Annotated in this window: 13 protein-coding genes; 6 read left to right on the top strand and 7 right to left on the bottom strand. The window is 63.6% G+C overall.

Annotated features, from left to right (window positions below; genetic code table 11):
* Window positions 1-93 precede the first annotated feature (93 nt).
* Both GJ699_RS25305 and bglX read left to right on the top strand, forming a co-directional pair.
* On the top strand, window positions 94-1,911 hold the full coding sequence (locus GJ699_RS25305; protein ID WP_154381589.1) for a glycoside hydrolase family 2 protein: 1,818 nt from the start codon (window positions 94-96) through the stop codon (window positions 1,909-1,911).
* The gene (bglX, locus tag GJ699_RS25300) at window positions 1,908-4,130 is read left to right on the top strand and encodes a beta-glucosidase BglX (RefSeq protein WP_154381587.1); all 2,223 of its coding nucleotides are present in this window, start codon (window positions 1,908-1,910) and stop codon (window positions 4,128-4,130) included. Before GJ699_RS25305 ends, bglX begins: the two co-directional genes overlap by 4 nt.
* A 9-nt stretch (window positions 4,131-4,139) precedes the next feature.
* Here bglX and GJ699_RS25295 read toward each other — a convergent pair whose 3' ends face one another.
* Window positions 4,140-4,847: a substrate-binding periplasmic protein gene (locus tag GJ699_RS25295; RefSeq protein WP_154381585.1), complete on the bottom strand. Its 708-nt coding sequence runs from the start codon at window positions 4,845-4,847 to the stop codon at window positions 4,140-4,142.
* On the bottom strand, window positions 4,847-5,743 hold the full coding sequence (locus GJ699_RS25290) for a LysR substrate-binding domain-containing protein (RefSeq protein WP_154381583.1): 897 nt from the start codon (window positions 5,741-5,743) through the stop codon (window positions 4,847-4,849). Before GJ699_RS25290 ends, GJ699_RS25295 begins: the two co-directional genes overlap by 1 nt.
* Before the next feature lie 122 nt (window positions 5,744-5,865).
* On the opposite strand from GJ699_RS25290, the gene GJ699_RS35015 reads away from it, so the two are divergent.
* The 3 genes from GJ699_RS35015 to GJ699_RS25280 all read left to right on the top strand — a co-directional run bounded on the left by GJ699_RS35015 (window position 5,866) and on the right by GJ699_RS25280 (window position 10,676).
* Window positions 5,866-6,000 (top strand): hypothetical protein, encoded by a 135-nt coding sequence (locus tag GJ699_RS35015; protein ID WP_267877741.1) that lies wholly within the window; start codon window positions 5,866-5,868, stop codon window positions 5,998-6,000.
* A 158-nt stretch (window positions 6,001-6,158) separates the two neighbouring features.
* Entirely contained in the window at window positions 6,159-7,028 is an 870-nt protein-coding gene (locus GJ699_RS25285) for an ABC transporter ATP-binding protein (protein ID WP_154381581.1), read from the top strand.
* Between the two features lie 9 nt (window positions 7,029-7,037).
* Entirely contained in the window at window positions 7,038-10,676 is a 3,639-nt protein-coding gene (locus tag GJ699_RS25280; protein WP_154381579.1) for an ABC transporter permease/M1 family aminopeptidase, read from the top strand.
* Between the two features lie 9 nt (window positions 10,677-10,685).
* Here GJ699_RS25280 and GJ699_RS25275 read toward each other — a convergent pair whose 3' ends face one another.
* The 5 genes from GJ699_RS25275 to GJ699_RS25255 form a co-directional block, all read right to left on the bottom strand.
* The gene (locus tag GJ699_RS25275; RefSeq protein WP_154381577.1) at window positions 10,686-11,396 is read right to left on the bottom strand and encodes a LytR/AlgR family response regulator transcription factor; all 711 of its coding nucleotides are present in this window, start codon (window positions 11,394-11,396) and stop codon (window positions 10,686-10,688) included.
* Window positions 11,390-12,454 carry a sensor histidine kinase gene (locus GJ699_RS25270; RefSeq protein ID WP_371867668.1) on the bottom strand — a complete coding sequence of 355 codons (1,065 nt, stop codon included), beginning with the start codon at window positions 12,452-12,454 and terminating at the stop codon, window positions 11,390-11,392. Before GJ699_RS25270 ends, GJ699_RS25275 begins: the two co-directional genes overlap by 7 nt.
* Before the next feature lie 87 nt (window positions 12,455-12,541).
* Window positions 12,542-12,820, bottom strand: coding sequence for a YkgJ family cysteine cluster protein (locus GJ699_RS25265; protein ID WP_229262293.1), 279 nt, complete (start codon window positions 12,818-12,820; stop codon window positions 12,542-12,544).
* 12 nt (window positions 12,821-12,832) lie between these two features.
* On the bottom strand, window positions 12,833-13,597 hold the full coding sequence (locus GJ699_RS25260; RefSeq protein ID WP_154381575.1) for an alpha/beta fold hydrolase: 765 nt from the start codon (window positions 13,595-13,597) through the stop codon (window positions 12,833-12,835).
* The gene (locus tag GJ699_RS25255; RefSeq protein ID WP_154381573.1) at window positions 13,594-14,610 is read right to left on the bottom strand and encodes a M14 family zinc carboxypeptidase; all 1,017 of its coding nucleotides are present in this window, start codon (window positions 14,608-14,610) and stop codon (window positions 13,594-13,596) included. Before GJ699_RS25255 ends, GJ699_RS25260 begins: the two co-directional genes overlap by 4 nt.
* 174 nt (window positions 14,611-14,784) lie before the next feature.
* Between GJ699_RS25255 and GJ699_RS25250 the strand changes: the two genes are divergently transcribed.
* Complete coding sequence (locus tag GJ699_RS25250) at window positions 14,785-16,866, top strand: putative bifunctional diguanylate cyclase/phosphodiesterase (protein ID WP_154381571.1); 2,082 nt, start codon at window positions 14,785-14,787, stop codon at window positions 16,864-16,866.
* The last annotated feature ends 3 nt before the right edge of the window (window positions 16,867-16,869 follow it).

Genomic DNA, 16,869 nt, shown 5'->3' with positions numbered 1-16,869 from the left:
ACTTCAAGTATAAACAAGCTTCTGGAAAAAATCACCTGTTTTGATAAAACGTTGTACAGTATCCGAGTTTCAATAAAAACAAGGAGACTGCGCATGAGGAGATTTCTGTTAGCGGCGTGCCTGGCTGTCAGCGCTGCGGTGGCCACTGCAGCACCGCTGCAAAACATCTACGGCCGCCAGCATCAGTTGCTGGATGGGCGCTGGAATTACATCGTCGATCCGTATGAAACCGGCTTCTACAATTATCGGCGTGAGCCCTACGACCAGTCGGCCAGCGGCGTTGGCGGCTTTTACGACGACCGCAAGCCGCGCGACAAGGACGATGTGGTGGAATACAGCTTCGACGGCTCGCCCACGCTGGCCATTCCCGGCGACTGGAATTCGCAGAATGCGAAGCTGGAATTTTACGAAGGCACGGTGTGGCTACGCCGGCAGTTCAACGCCGCGCCGCAGGCCGGCAAGCGCTATTTCCTGTACTTTGGCGCGGTCAATTACGAGGCCCACGTCTACCTGAACGGCAAGAAGCTGGGCAGCCACAAGGGCGGCTTCACGCCTTTCCAGTTCGATGTCACCGGCCGTTTGCAGGCCGGCGAGAATACGCTGGTGGTCAAGGCCGACAACACGCGCCATCAGGACGATATCCCCACCGTGAACACCGACTGGTGGAATTACGGCGGCATCACGCGCGACGTGCTGCTGGCCGAAACGCCGGACAGCTATATCGAGGACTACCAGATCCAGCTGGCCAAGGGCGACATGGGCCGCATCGAAGGTTATGTGCAGCTGGCCGGCGTGCAGCACGCGCAAGAGGTGACGGTATCCATCGCGGAGCTGGGCGTGAAGACGGCGGTGCGCACCGACGACCATGGCCGCGCCGTCGTCAGCATCGCGCTGCCGAAGGCGAAAGTGCGTTACTGGTCGCCGGAAGATCCCAAGCTGTACGCGGTCAGCATCGCCGCCGGCGCCGACAAGCTGGATGACCGCATCGGCCTGCGCAGCATCGTCACGCGCGGCCAGGACATTCTGTTGAACGGCAAACCGGTGTTCCTGCGCGGCGTGTCGCTGCATGACGAGAATCCGCTGATTCCCGGCCGCCTGCGCGGCGCAGGCGACATGCGCATGATGCTGCAATGGGCCAAGGAGATGAACTGCAATTACGTCCGCCTGGCGCACTACCCGCACAGCGAGGAGATGATACGGCTGGCCGATGAAATGGGACTGATGGTATGGGCCGAGGTGCCGGTGTACTGGACCATTTCGTGGGACAAGCCGGAAGTCTACGCCAACGCCGCGCAGCAGCTGACCGATCTGGTGGTGCGCGACAAGAACCGCGCCAGCGTGGTGATCTGGTCGATCGGGAACGAGACGCCGGTGAGCGCGCCGCGCAATGTCTTCATGGGCAAGCTGGCCGATACGGTGCGGTCACTGGATGGCACGCGGCTGGTGGGCGCGGCGCTGGAAGTGCATCGCAACGGCGACGTGGTGACGGTGGAAGATCCGCTGGCCGACAAGCTTGATCTGGCCAGCTTCAATGAATACGCCGGCTGGTACTGGTCCAATAACCGCGAGATGCTGAAGTTCTCGTTCAAGGTCAATTACAACAAGCCGGTGCTGGTGACCGAATTCGGTGCCGATGCGCTGGGCGGTTATCACGCCGACAGCGACACCAGGTGGAGCGAGGAATATCAGGATCAGCTTTATAAAAACACCTTCAAGCTGTTGGATGCGATACCGGGCCTGCGCGGCATGACGCCGTGGGTGCTGACCGATTTCCGTTCGCCGCGCCGTCCGAATCCGGTGTATCAGGATTACTGGAACCGCAAGGGCCTGATCTCGGAGACCGGCAAGAAGAAGCAAGCCTTTTATACGCTGAAGTCCTACTACGAACAGAAACAGGAACAGTACAAATGAAGACACGACACATCGTTGCCGCGCTGGGCGCGGCGTTGTCTCTGTGCGCGCAGGCGCAGGTGCAGGATGCGCAGATCGAGCGCAAGGTCACGGCGTTGATGCAGAAGATGACGGTGGCGGAAAAAGTCGGCCAGTTGAACCAGCTGTCGGACAGGGAGGCCACCGGCCCTGTCACCAGTGAGTACGCGGCCAAGCTGGAGGCGGTCCGCAGCGGCAAGGTCGGCTCGCTGCTTAACGTGGCGGGCGTGGCCAGCACGCGCGCCATGCAGGAACTGGCGCTGCAATCGCGGCTGAAAATTCCGCTGCTGTTCGGCCTCGATGTGATTCACGGCTACCGCACCGTGTTCCCGGTGCCGCTGGGCGAGGCGGCGTCGTGGGACCTGGAGGCGATCGAACTGTCGGCGCACATCGCCGCCAAGGAAGCTTCGGCCGCCGGCGTGCACTGGACCTTCGCGCCGATGGTGGACATCGCGCGCGATCCGCGCTGGGGCAGGGTGATGGAGGGCGCTGGCGAGGATACCTATCTCGGCTCACAGATCGCGGTCGCGCGCGTGCACGGTTTCCAGGGCAAGAAGCTGGGCGCTACCGATGCCGTGATGGCCACCGCCAAGCACTTCGCGGCCTACGGCGCGGCCATCGCCGGCCGTGATTACAACGCGGTCGACATGAGCGAGCAGCAGCTGTACGAGGTGTATCTGCCGCCGTTCAAGGCGGCGGCCGATGCCGGCGCCGCCACCTTTATGAACTCATTCAATTCGTTGAACGGCGTGCCGGCCACCGGCAACAGCCTGCTGCAGCGGGACATCCTGAAAGGCGCGTGGAAGTTCAAGGGTTTTGTAGTCAGCGACTGGGGCTCGGTGCGTGAGATGGTGCCGCACGGGTACGCAGCCGATTTGTCGGATGCCGCCGTCAAGGCCATCAACGCCGGCAGCGACATGGACATGGAGGGCTATGCCTACACCCAGCATCTGGAGCAGGCCATCAAGGACGGCAAGGTCAAGATGGCGACGCTGGACGATGCCGTGCGCCGCGTGCTGACCAAGAAGTTCGAACTGGGCCTGTTCGATGATCCGTATCGCTATTCCGATCCGGCGCGTGAGCAGGCGGTGCTGGGCAACGATGCGCACCGCGCCGCCGCGCTGGACGTGGCGCAGAAGTCGCTGGTGCTGCTGAAGAACGACGGCCATCTGCTGCCGCTGGCGCGCAGCGGCCAGCGGATTGCGGTGATTGGCCCGCTGGCCGATTCTCGACGCGACCTGGAGGGCGGCTGGGTGCCGGGCGACGAACGCACGCGCGCCCGCGTGATCAGCATCCTCGAAGGCATGCGCGGCAAGGCGCAGGTCAGCTATGCGCAGGCGTGCGCGCCGGGATGTGCCGGCACCGAAGGCTTTGCGGCGGCGGTTGAAACGGCGTCGCAGGCGGACATCATCGTGCTGGCGGTAGGCGAAACCTGGGACTTGAGCGGCGAGGCCAAGTCGCGCACCGACATCTCGCTGCCGGGTCAGCAGGAAGCGCTGTTCAGAGTGTTGAAAGCCACCGGCAAGCCGATCGTGGCGGTGCTGCTGGCCGGCCGTCCGCTGGTATTCAACACCATCGCCGATCAGGCGGACGCCATCGTCTACGCCTGGTTCCCCGGCAGCGAGGGCGGCAACGCGGTGGCCAATGTGCTGTTCGGCGATTACAACCCGTCCGCCAAGTTGCCGATTACGCTGCCGCGCAGCGTGGGACAGATTCCGCTGTCGTACACGCAGTACAGCACCGGGCGGCCGGTGGTCAACAAGAAGGACATCGTCTACAAGTCGGCCTACATCGATGCGCCCACCACGCCGCGCTACGCTTTCGGCCATGGCCTCAGCTACACCGACTTCAAATATTCCGGCCTGACGCTGAGCAGCCCGAGCATGGCCGGCAGGCAGAAGGTGACGCTGTCGTTCGATCTGGCCAACAGCGGCAAGGTGGAGGGCACGGAGATTGTGCAGTTCTACCTGCGCGACATGGTGGCGTCGGTGGTGCGGCCGTTGAAGGAGTTGAAGGGATTTCAGAAAGTGCATCTGAAGCCGGGCGAAACGCGCCGTGTCAGCTTTACCATCGACCGCGATACACTGTCCTTCTACAACAGCAAACTGGCGTGGGGCGCGGAGGCGGGGGACTTCAAGCTGATGGTGGGCAGCGCTTCGGACGATATCCGGCTGGAGACCAGGCTGACGCTGACGCGCTGATGCGCTGACTCAGCGCAGGCGCAGTATCTTGGCCAGCTCGCCGCTCTTTTCCAGCGCGTGGATGGCGGCGTTGACCTCGCCCACGCTGATGGCGCTCTTGCGCGAGACGGCGCACATGGTCATCACATCGTACACCGTCAGCATGTGATAGCCGGGAGGGATATTGCCGGCCTCCACCTGCTTGTTGAAGATGGTGGTCGGCGTGACCAGGTAGTCGAAGCGGCCGGCCACCCATTTTCGGATCGACAGCGGGGCAGAGGGCGCGTCGTCACGGATGTAATCCTGGCCGATCACCTTTTCCAGTTCCGGATAACGGAAGCCCAGCACCATGCCGAGCCGCTTGCCGCGCAATTCCTGCAGTGAGGCGGGCGGCTTGACGCCGGGGCGCGTGATCACCACTTCGCTGATCGGGATGAAGGCGCGGGTCCAGTCCACGTCGCCCGGCAGCCATTGCGGCAGATAGCTGCACAGAACATCGCCGTCGCCGTTTTCCAGCGCCGCCATCACGCGCGTGCGCGGCAGCTCGACGTATTGCAGCGGACGTCCCAGCTGGCGCGCCAGCGCGGCGCCCAGCTTGTCCTGGAATTCGGTCTTGGGCGGCTGGTTCGGGGACGGCATGCCATCCACCTTTTCCACATAGCGCAGCGGCGCCTTGTCGGCGGCGTGGGCCGCCGGCAGCGCGGCCAGCGTGGCGGCGAGCAGCATGTGCGCCAGCATCAGCACAAGCCTTTCTGCATCTGTGCCACTTCCTCGCGCAGCCAGTCGCAGAAATGGGTGATCTTGCTCATGCCGCGCATGTCGCGGTTGACCAGGATGTGGTAGCCGCGGATATATGGCGCCGAGGCGCAGGCCACCTGCTTCAGCGTGCCGTTGCACAGGTCTTCGCTGGCGATGGCTTGCGACACCAGAGCGATGCCCTGTCCCGCCACGGCCGACTGCACCATCACCGCAAAGTTGGTGAAGCTGCGCGAGAAGTTGAACTGGCCCTTGAGCGCATTGTTATGCCGCAGCAGGGCGATCCAGGTATCGGTGGTCTGCTCGTGCAGCAGCGGGTAGCGGTGCAGCGTGCTTAATGTGATCTCGCTTTCGCCGGGTGCTAGCAGCGACGGGCTGTAGACCGCCACCAGCCGGTCTTCGAACAGCAGATCGGGATCGCCCGGGATGACGTCGTAGGTGCGCAGCGCGATGTCGGTGCGGCCATCCTTCATGTCGGCCAGCTGGTCGCTGGAATCGATGCGGATGTCCAGCTCCGGATAGCGCTGGGTGAAGCGGGCGATGCGCGGCACCAGCCATTTGATGGCCAGCGAGTGGGTGGTCGAGATACGCAGGATTTTTTCCTCATCGCCGCCCTGCAGGGCGCCGATCTTGGTATTCAGTTCGCCCAGTACGCGGCGCACGGTGGCGGCCAGTTCCTGGCCTTTTTCGGTGAGCGTGATATGGCGCGGATGGCGCACGAACAGCTCGAAGCCCAATGCCTCCTCCAGCTGCTTGACCTGCAGGCTGATGGCGGCCGGCGTCTTGTGCAACTCCTGCGCCGCCAGCTTGAAGCTGCCCCAGCGCGCTGCGCAGTCGAAGTCGATCAAGCCGGAGAGGGAGCGCAGCAATTTGGGCATGGCTAAGTTTTTCTTGCGCTCGGGTCGAAAATAACTCGTTTGATAACAGTTTAGGCCTGTCCGAAAATATAACCCATACCCAGACAAAACTCCATGCACAAGTTTTCTTAACCGGAGCCATCATGACCCAGCCCGCCGCCCCCACCCTCAAACCGGCCAACGCGCCACCCGCCGCCAGCCAGCCGCCAAGCCCGTTTCCGGCCCGTTACTCAGCCGAATTAATGAAAATGCTGTCGCAATTGGTGATGTTGCGCTGAAGCATCGGAAAACCTGGCGTTTTGAGATCAAGCGCTGCACCATTCATCCGGATTAAACGCCGTTCATCATGTATCTCGACCACTCCTCCGATTGTGTGTCGATGAACGGCCTGGCTGTACTACCCTCGCGGCTTATCGCTACCCTGAGGAAGAAGCCAATGCTGTGCCTGCGCAATCTGCATAAAACCTATGCCAATGGCGTACACGCCACCCGCGATATATCACTGGAGATACCGACCGGACTATTTGGCCTGCTGGGGCCGAATGGCGCTGGAAAGTCCTCGCTGATGCGCACCATTGCCACCTTGCAGCGACCCGACAGCGGCAGCATCCATCTCGATGGCATCGATGTGCTGGCCCAGCCGCTGGCGATGCGTCGCCAACTGGGGTATCTGCCGCAGGATTTTGGCGTCTATCCCAAAGTATCGGCACTGGAGTTGCTCAATCACTTCGCTATCCTGAAAGGCATCACGGCGCGTGGCGAACGGCGCGAGATGGTGGAAGCGCTGTTGCAGCAAACTAATCTGTGGGAGGTGCGCCGGCGCGCGGTACACAGCTATTCGGGCGGCATGCGGCAACGCTTCGGTATCGCCCAGGCGTTGCTGGGCGCGCCACGGCTGGTGATCGCTGATGAGCCGACGGCGGGGCTGGATCCCGATGAGCGCAACCGCTTCCTCAATTTACTGGCCCGCATTGGCGAGCAAGTGGTGGTGATACTCTCCACCCACATCGTGGCAGACGTCACCGATCTGTGCCAGCGCATGGCCATTATCGCGGCCGGGCGGGTGGTGGCCAGCGGCGAGCCGCAGGTTGCCATTGCCGCTTTGCAGGCATCGATCTGGCAGCGCAGCATCAGCGAGTCGATGCTGGACGATTATCAGCAGCGCTATACCGTTCTCTCCTCACGCTTACAGGGCGGCAAGCCGCACATCCGCGTGCATGCCACCGAGGCGCCCGGTGATGGATTTGTCCCATGCCCGCCTAGCCTGGAAGACCTGTACTTCCTGACGCTACGCGGCGCGCGTTAAGGAGGCGCCATGTGGAGCGAATTCTTCCGTTTTGATCTGCGCTACCAACTACGCCAGCCCATGCTGTGGATGGTGACGCTGGTACTCATGTCGCTGGGCTGGTTCTCCGCCAGTAGCGATGCCATCCGCATCGGCGGCGCGGCTGGAGCCGCCTATTTGAACGCGCCTGTCCTCATCGCCAATCAACTGGGGATATTGAGTGTGCTGGCACTGTTCCTGGTCACGATGCTGATCGCCGGCAGTGTGTTGCGTGATACGGACAGCGGCATGTCGGATTTGCTGTATGCCACTCCCATGCATAAAAGTGCGTATTTGCTGGGGCGCTTTCTGGCCGGCTGGGTCTGTTGTCTTGTGGTGTTTGTGCTCGTGACGATGAGCATGCTGGTCGCGAGTGCGATTGGCGGTGCCGATCCCGAGCGGATCGGGCCAACCTCGCTGTGGCCCTATGTCTGGAGCATGGGCGTGCTGGTACTGCCGAATTTGCTGTTCGTGACCGCCTTGCTGATGTTGCTGGCTGCCTTGACCCGTTCACTGTTGATGGTCTACGTTGGGGTGCTGGCATTTATGGTGCTGTGGTCGGCGGCAGGCTTGCTGGCGCAACGCCAGGAAGGCCTGCTGCTGGGCTCTCTGCTGGATCCGTTTGCACTACGTGCGCTGGCGCATGCCACGCGTTACTACACCAATGCCGAGATGAATCAACGCTTGCCGGAGCTGAGCGGTGCATTGCTGGCCAACCGCCTGCTATGGATGCTGGTCGCCTTGACCCTGCTGACACTCACCGTATGGCGCTTTCAGCCCCTGCACGCTGGTACGGCGCGGCAGAGCTGGCTGGGCCGGATGGCCAGCCGTCTGACGCGCACGCCAGGCCGCGGGCAGGCGGTTACCGCGCCAGCGCAGCCCGTTGCTGCCCGCTTGCGTCGTGCGCCGCGCTGGAAACTTTCCAGCGCATGGCGGCAATGCTGGAGCATGCTGGCGCTGGATCTGCGCGGCATCCTGCGCAGCCTGCCTTTCATGATCATGCTGCTGCTGGGCCTTGCCAACTTCGTGGTCAACTATCTGGTGGGGGGAATCCGCATCGACAGTGTTCCTTATCCGCTAACGCGCTTGATGCTGCAAGAACTGGATGGCGGCCTGAATCCTGCACTGGCGCTGGTGCTACTGTTTTATAGCGGCGAACTGGTGCACAAGGATAGGCAGGCCCGGATCGATGCCCTGAGCGATGCGATGCCGGTGGCGGACTGGGTGCCGCTACTCGCCAAGTGCGGCGCACTGCTGGTGTTGGTGCTGGTGTACATGGGAGCAGGCGTGCCGGTCGCCATGCTGATACAGGCCGTGCAGGGCGGGGTCGACTATCAGCCAGGCTTGTACGTGCAAGGCACGCTACTGGCAGCGAGCTGGTATGGTCTGATGGCGCTGGCCTTGCTGGCGTTACAGGTGCTGGCCGGGCATCGCTATCTGGGCTATGCCTTAGGGGAGGCATTGCTGTTGTCCGAGCGCCTGTTGCAGGGCATGGGCATGGATAACCATCTCTACAGTTATGCCGCGTTGCCGACATTGGTGTATTCGGATATGAATGGCTATGGCCATTATCTGGCGGGCTGGAGCTGGTTTGTGATGTATTGGACCTTGTTTGCGCTGGCCTTGCTCTTGCTGGCGCAGGCGTTCTGGCAACGTGGTCAGATGCCGCGCTGGCGCCTGGCCCTGGCCCTGGCCCTGGCGCCGAGCGGAGCCTTGCGCGGCTGGCGCGGCGCCGCCCTGCTGGTGTGCCTGGCAGCCTGGGCGGCGTGCGGCCGCTGGATCGATTACAACACCAGCGTGCTGAATCTGTATCTGAGTCCGGCTGAACGCCTGGATTGGCGGGCCGATTATGAAAAGACCTGGCGCAGTACGCTGGCGACTCCCCAGCCACGGCTGGTCAGCGTGCAAACCGAGGTGGCGCTGTTTCCGCAGCAGCAGCGGGCCGAGATTCGTGGGCACTATCTATTGCAGAACAAGGAAAGCACGGCCTTGGCTACCTTGCAGTTGCAGCGCAGCAGTGGTGCGGACGGTGGCATGGTGTCGCGCGTCGACACGGCATTCCTGAATTTGCCACCGCATACGGTGTTACGCGACGACCAACGTCACGGCGTTTTGTTGCTGCGATTGGCGCAGCCCTTGGCGCCGGGCGCGCAACTGGCGCTGGACTTCACGGTCAGCATTCGCCATCCCGGTTTCACCAACAGTGGCAAGCCAGTACCGATCAATGACAATGGCACGCTGTTCACGTTCGACGAGTTTTTCCCGCAACTGGGTTATCAGGCGGCACGTGAGCTCGACGACCGCAATGCGCGCCGCGCGCGCGGACTGGGCGAGCCGCACCGTCATCCCGCCCGCACCGAGCAGGCTGCCGTGCGGGACAATTATCTGAAGCCACTGGGGATACAGGCGGACCTGGTCGCGTTCGATGCCATCGTTTCCACTGCGGCCGACCAGACCGCGATGGCACCTGGCAGCTTGCTGCGTCAATGGCAGCAGCAGGGGCGCAACTATTTTCATTACAAGCTGGTGCGTCCGACGCTGCCTTTCCTGTCATTCCAGTCGGCGCGCTGGAGCGTGCGTTCGGCGCAGTGGCAAGGCATACCGATACGCGTTTACTACCATCCTCAGCATCCCTACAACGTGGAGCGGATGCTGGCCGGCGCCCGCGCGGCATTGGCATATAACAGCCGTCACTTCGGACCCTACCCCTATGATGAGTTGCGGATACTTGAAACACCGCTCTATCAGAGCTATGCACGCAGCTTCCCTATGACCATCCCGATCTCGGAGTCGCTGGGCTTTATCAATGATGTGCGCGACCCGGCGCGTTTCGATCACGTATTCTATGTGACCGCCCACGAGGTGACACATCATTGGTGGGGCGAGCAAGTGATGGCTGCGGATATGCAGGGCGGGCCGCTGATCACTGAATCGCTGAGCGAATATGTCGCGCTGATGACGGCCGAGCAGCAATATGGCAAGGCGGCGGTGTTACGCCTGTTGCGCTGGAATCTGGACGAATATCTGCGTGGTCGCGGCGCCGACCATAACGGCGAGGTCGCGCTGGCCGAGGTTGACGATCAGGTCTATCTGCAGTACCGCAAAGGTAGCCTGGCTTTTTACCGCCTGCGTGCCGAGCTGGGTGAGCCCGCCGTTAATCTGGCGTTGCGCCGCCTGCTGGAGGCCCATCGCTATCAGCCCGCACCGTATGTCACCAGCAGCGACTTGCTGACCGAGCTGCGCCTGCAAAGCCCGCCCGAACGACAGCAACTGCTGACGGATTTGTTTGAACGGATCGTTGTGTACGATAACCGTATAGTCGCGGCAAGTGCCCGCCAGCGTGCCGATGGCCGCTGGGAAGTGCCGCTCAAGCTCAGGCTGGCCAAACTGGTGGCCGATGCCGGCGGGCGCGAAGTGGCGCAGGCCTATGATGAGCCGATAGAGCTGGTGGTGTATGGGAGTTCGGGCCAGCAGCTTTACCATGGCTGGCACCGGCTGCCTGCGGGCGATGCCAGTCTGACGCTGGTGCTGGATGGCAGCCGCGAGCGTCCGGCACGGGTGGCGCTCGACCCCGGGCAATTGCTGATCGACCGCAATCTGGCCGATAACAGCCGCCAGATCAGTCCCTGAGCATCCGGGCTAGAGCTGATGCTCCTGTTTGAACGCGCTGCTGCGGCGGCGCGACATCTGTAGCCGCATCTGGTTGTGCAGTACCAAGGTCAGGCCACCCGTCGGGGCTGTGGTGATCTGTGAAACGCTGCGCAGGTTGACAATCTGGCTGCGGTTGATGCGGATGAACTGGCTGGGATGGAGCCGTGCTTCGAGCTGACTCAAGGAGCGCAACATCAGTGGCCTGTGCTGTTCGAAGTAGACCCGGGTGTAATTGCCCTCTGATTCAAACAGCGTGATCTGGTCCAGCGCAACGAACCAGCAACGCTCGCCCTCCTGCAGGAAGATTTTTTCCTGCGCGGCGGTCGGCTCGCCGCTTGACGCCGGCGCTGCTGGTGTCACCTTTTGCAACGCCTGTTCCAGCCGTTCCGGTTCGATCGGTTTGAGCAGATAATCCAGTGCATTGACGGCAAATGCACGCAGTGCATAGTGATCGTAGGCGCTGGTGAAGATGACCGGCGGGACGCGATCCAGCGCCGCCAGCAGATCGAAGCCGGTGCCATCCGGCAGCTGGATGTCGAGCAGGATCAGATCTGCCGGATGGTTGGCGACGGCTTCCAGGCCTTGCTCGATGCTGGCCGCCTCCGCCACGATGTGACAGTTGACGCGGCTACGGCTGAGCAGGCGCCGTAATTCGTCCCGCGCCAGGCGTTCATCATCAATCAGCACGACTTTTAGCATCCCGCCTCCTCAGGCAATACGATGGTGGCATAGACCCAGCCGGCGTCGGCCGTCAGGGTACAGCGCGCCGCCGGGCCGCATTGCAGCAGCAGTCGTTGCCGCGCATTGGCCAGCCCCAGCCGGGTTGATTGGCTGTGCTCGGCTAGCTGGCCCTGATTGGCGACACAGATTTCCACGGCGCCATCGCGGCGCCGCGCCTCCACGCTGATCTGGCATGGGGCTTTGCTGCGTTCGACGCCATGGCGGATGGCATTCTCCACCAAGGTCTGCAGCACCAGCGGCGGCAGGCGCACCTGGCCCACATCGTCCTTGATGTGAGCGCTAAAGACCAGCCGCTCGGCAAAGCGTAATTGCTCCATCGCCAGATAAGCCTGTACCGCTTGTAGTTCGTCGGCCAGTGGCACCAGGGCAGTATGATGGGTTTGCAGAGTGTGCCGCATCATGCTGGCAAGCGAGTTGATGGCACGCGCACAGGCGTCGGCATCCTGATACGCCAAGGCGCGTATGCTGTTCAGGCTATTGAAAAAGAAATGGGGATTGATCTGCGCTTGCAGCGCGCGCAGTTCGGCATCCTTGACGCTGACGCCCAGTTGCAGCTTTTCCAGTGCGAAGCGGTTGGCGCGGCGGCGCGTCAGGGCCACGGCGTAGCACAAGGTCCAGATGGCGAACACCACGAACCACAGCAGCAATACCAGCACAAGATTGATGGCGATGGCGGCGCGGCCATCGTCGAAGATCGCCGCGTGATTGAAAATCAGATCGACGCAGAGCAGCACCCCGGTTTGCAGCAGCGTCATGATGGCCACGCCCGACGCGATGGCCGCGAGTGGCAGGCGCTTAGGCTGCTCCAGCCAGCCGCGCCGCTGCAACTGCCGGCGCCATAGATGGGATAGTCCCAGCCCTGCCAGGGTACAGATTAGCTTTGCCGCGCTCATGCGTAGCGCACTGTGCCAGTCACCTAAAGAGGAGGACAGAATGCTGAGCAGGCCCAGTACCCCCCAGCCCATGAGCTGGCAAAACCAATAGTCGCGCTCGTAGGTGGTAGAGCTGGCGTTCACACGAAGCTTTTCAAAGACGGAATGTTGCTATAGTAGCATGCCTGGCTTGCGGTTGAACGGATAGCGCCAGAACGCATGGGCGTTTCTTTAAGCTGGCGCGGTAGCCCGTTCCAGCTCATCCAGCCAGTGGATTGCTTGTTCCCGGCTGGTCCCGCACATTTCTTCGGACGGCTGCAACCCGGCGCAGAAGGCCGGCCTCTCTGGCTTGCCAAAGACGCCACATCGATTGTCGTCGGCTAGCTGAATACACCGAACCCCAGCCGGCTTGCCATTCGGCATGCCGGGGATGGGACTGGTGATGGAGGGGGCCGTGCAGCAGGCGCCGCAGTTGGGCCGGCACTCCAGGATGGCGGCAGAGTTTTGCATAGGGGCGCTATTTTACCGCGCTTTGTCTTGCGCCAGCCATTGCGCCACCGCCTGCGCCACCCAGTCGCCGGCGTCCAGCGGCAGGTCGTGGCCGGCGCCGGGGTGCACCATGTGCGCGGCTTGCCAGGCGCTGGCCAGGCTGGCCGAGCAGCGTGGATCGACCAATTGGTCGCCGGCGCTGCTCAGCACCAGCAGCGGCATCGTTGGCCGCGTGGCTGGGGCGCGGAAGCGCGCCGCGGCCCACAGCTGGCGCAGCGCGTTGGCGCGGGTGACCGGGTATTCGCGCTGGAACGTCAGCCAGCGGGTCAACACGCCTTCGCGCTGTGCCTGGTCGCCAGCGCGACTGGTCAGGCGCAGGATCAGCCGTTCCTGGTTTTCCACGCCGCCTTGCCACAGTTGCTTGAGGATGGCCGAGTAATTCTGCCAGCGCAGCCGCTGGTGGAAGCGGCTGTACGGCCGCATGCTGGTGTTGACCAGCACGCAGCGCGCGATTTCCTGTGGATAGCGGCTGGCCCATTCCACCGCCACCATGCCGCCCAGCGATAGCGCCAGCAGCGAGTACGGCGCCGGCACGCCGCGCGCGCGCAGTTCGGCGCGGCAGTATTCCACCATCGCCACCACCGTGGTCGGGCTGCGCTGCGCATGTAGCTGGCCATTGCCCGGCAGGTCGGGCGTGACGATGACGGCGCCCGGCAGCGCCTGCGCCAGCTCGCCCGGGAAGCGGCCCCAGTGGCGCTGCTCGCGGATCAGGCCACGCAGCAGGATCCAGCTGCTCATCGGTAATACCACTGCGTCAGCGCGCGCCGGTGGTGGAAGGTGCGGGCCATGCCTTCCGGCGTCCAGCGTCCGTGGCTGCTGGCGGCGCGCATCAGGAAGTCGAACAGGATCAGGTGGCGCCGCAGCACCCGCTGCAGGCGGTGGCGCGCGGTCGGGTTGAAGATGGCGATGCGGTCGAAGATCTGGCGCGGGTTCTTTTTCACCCACAGCCACGAGCCCATCTCCAGCGTCAGCGGCAGGAACACGCGCGGGCTGTAGCTGGTGCCGTTCAAATACAGGTAGTCCCACAGGTCGCCGTGGGTACGGTACTGACGGCTTTGCGGTTCGAACACGTAGTTGTGGTTGGGGTAGGCCTGGCTGAATAATTGTTCCAGCGCGCCGATGTCGGCCAGGTGCGGAATCGGGGTGGTGGTATGGGCGTGCGGGAACCAGATGCGGTCGCGCAGGCCAAAGCCGGAATGGCAGTCCAGCGCCATGCTGAACTGGCGCGTCAGCAGTTCGCGCTCGACCAGCTCGCACACGGCCTGGCTTTCCGGTTCCATCGGCGCGCCGGCGGCGCCGCGATACCACGGCAGGTGATGGCTGTAGCGCTGGCCGCCCAGCATGAAGGGCACGCGCTCGATGGCGCTCAGCGGCGCATTGCGCATCAAGTCGACACCCTGCGGATTGCAGCGCGTGGCCTGCCACATGCCGCCTGGATTCACCAGCGGCATGAACACCAGCCGCATCGACTCCAGTTGCTGGTGCAGCGTGCTGTCCCAGCGCAGCCGCGCTAGCAGGCTTTCGAGGAAGGACAGCACCACCTGGGTGCCGATCCGCTCCAGCCCGTGGATGCCGCCGAAGAAGCCCAGCGCCGGCACGTCCGGGCTGGGGTTGCCGAGGGCGATGGCGTAGACCGGGAAGCTGCGGCCATCCATCTGTACCGTGTGGGGCGTCGCCACTTCAAGATGCCGTCCGCCTTCATCAATCAGACGTTTGAGGGTGATGAGCTCGGGCAGATTCTTCTCGGGCATGGCAGGCGACGCAAAAAGAGATGAGCGACAGTGTAGCCGATATTGCCCACGGCATCGTTACCGTGCCATTGCGGAGCACCGATTCGGTACGACCGGCCGTATGCGCGAACCCCGGATATGGTACTGTGGACCGATGGCCGCTGATCTGCGGCGACGAAGGGGACGATGATGGACATGAGGCTGTTGATCGTCACGTCCGATCCTGTCGAGCGAGCTCAGCTGGAGCGGCTACTCGGTCCGGCGGCGGATGACGCCACCCGTACCGTGCTGAGCTTTGCCGACACGCTGGCCGAGCTGCGGCTGCCGCCACGGCTGCCGTTGCCCGACCTGGTGCTGCTGAATCAGCATGTGGAGGGCACCGGCCCGGCCGAGGTGTGGCGCGCGCTGTCGGTGCACTATCGCCACCTGCCGGTGGTGATCCTGGCCGATCAGGAACGCCTGGCCGAGGCGCGGCGCGCGTTGCGGCGCGGCGCGCTGGCCTTCATCAAGGTGGCCGTGATCGGCCGCGAGTTGCTGCTGCCCTTGTTGCGGATGGCGGTGACCGCGATGCGCCAGCGACGCGCCGTCAACCGCGCCGCGCCGGGGCGCGAGGTGATCGACGCCATGGCCGATGGACTGTTGACCACGGACGCCCGCGGCCGTATCGAATATGCCAACCCGGCGGCGGTGCGCCTGCTGGGCGGCTCGCTGGCGACGCTGCGCGGACGCGCCATCAATGAGCTGATGGCCTTGCGCGACTCCGGCACCCATGCCGCGCTGGAACATCCGGTGCTGCGGGTGCTGGCCACCGGCGGCATCGTGCGGCTGCCCACCGCCAGCATCCTCGAACAAGGCCAGCGCGCCGACATGACGATCAGCGACGCCACCGCGCCGATCCGCGACAACAGCGGCGCCGTCAGCGGGGTGGTGATGACCTTTTATGACAGCAGCGAGACACGGCAGTTGCAGGCCCAGGTCGATCACCTGGCCTGGCATGATTATTTGACCGGCCTGCCGAACCGCTTTGCCGCCGAGCTGCATCTGGAACAGATCCTGGTCGAGGCCCGGCAGCGCCAGGTGCCGCTGGCGGTCATGTATCTGGATCTCGACAAATTCAAGGCGGTCAACGATGTGCATGGCCATGCCGCCGGCGATGCGCTGCTGGTGGCGGTGACGGCGCGCCTGCGCGGCTGCTTTCGCAGCATCGACCTGATCAGCCGTCAGGGCGGCGACGAATTCCTGATACTGATGGCGCCGGGCACCAACCGGAACGAGGTCGCCCAGGCCGCCGCCCGCATCCTGGCTGCCCTGGCGCGACCGTGCAAGGTGGAGGACAATCTGCTGTCGATCGGATGCAGCATCGGCATTGCGCTGTATCCGCAGCATGGCGAGCGTGGCGAATTGCTGCTGCAGCATGCCGACGCGGCGCTGCGCAGTGCCAAGAGCAGCGGCCGCAACACCTGGAAGTTTTTCAGCCGCCGCTTGATGGAGCGCGTGGTTGAGGGACGGCAGATCGACGACGGCTTGCGGCGCGCGCTGGACGAGCGTCAACTGATGCTGCACTACCAGCCCAAATTCCGTCTGCGCGATGGCGCCCTGTGTGGCTGCGAGGCGCTGTTGCGCTGGCATCATGCCGAGTGGGGCTGGGTGGAGCCGGAGCGCATCATCCGCAGCGCCGAGGCGTCGGGGCTGATCGTGCCGCTGGGACGCTGGGTGCAGCAGCAGGCGGTGGCGCAAGCCGTGCAATGGGAGCGCGCCGGTTATGCCCACTGCGCGATCGCCATCAATGTGTCGGCACTAGAGGTGATGCAGGCCGACTTTGCCGCCTTCCTGCAACAGCAAGTGGCGGCCGCCGGGCTGGCGCCACAGCGCTTGCAACTGGAATTGACCGAGTCGGCGCTGATGCAGGACTTGCCGGGGGCGGCCGAGACGCTGCGGCGCTTGAGCATGAGCGGCCTGTCACTGGCGATCGACGATTTTGGCACCGGTTATTCCAGCCTCAGCTACCTGGCCGAGCTGCCCATCGATTTGCTCAAGCTGGATCGCAGTTTCGTGCACCACATCGATGACGCCGCGCCGCGCCGCCAGACCCTGCTGCACGCGGTGCTGACGCTGGCCGAGAATCTAGGGGTGCTGACGGTGGCCGAAGGCGTCGAAACAGCTGCCGAGGCCGCCTTCCTGCAGGACGCCGGCTGCGCGCAGGGCCAAGGCTTTCACTATAGCCGCGCGCTGGATGCGGACAGCTTCACGCAGCGCTATCTGGCGACGCCGGCCTGAGCA

It is taken from the genome of Duganella guangzhouensis (assembly GCF_009674535.1).
Classification (GTDB): domain Bacteria; phylum Pseudomonadota; class Gammaproteobacteria; order Burkholderiales; family Burkholderiaceae_D; genus Rugamonas; species Rugamonas guangzhouensis.
This window is presented reverse-complemented; position numbering and strand designations above follow the sequence as displayed.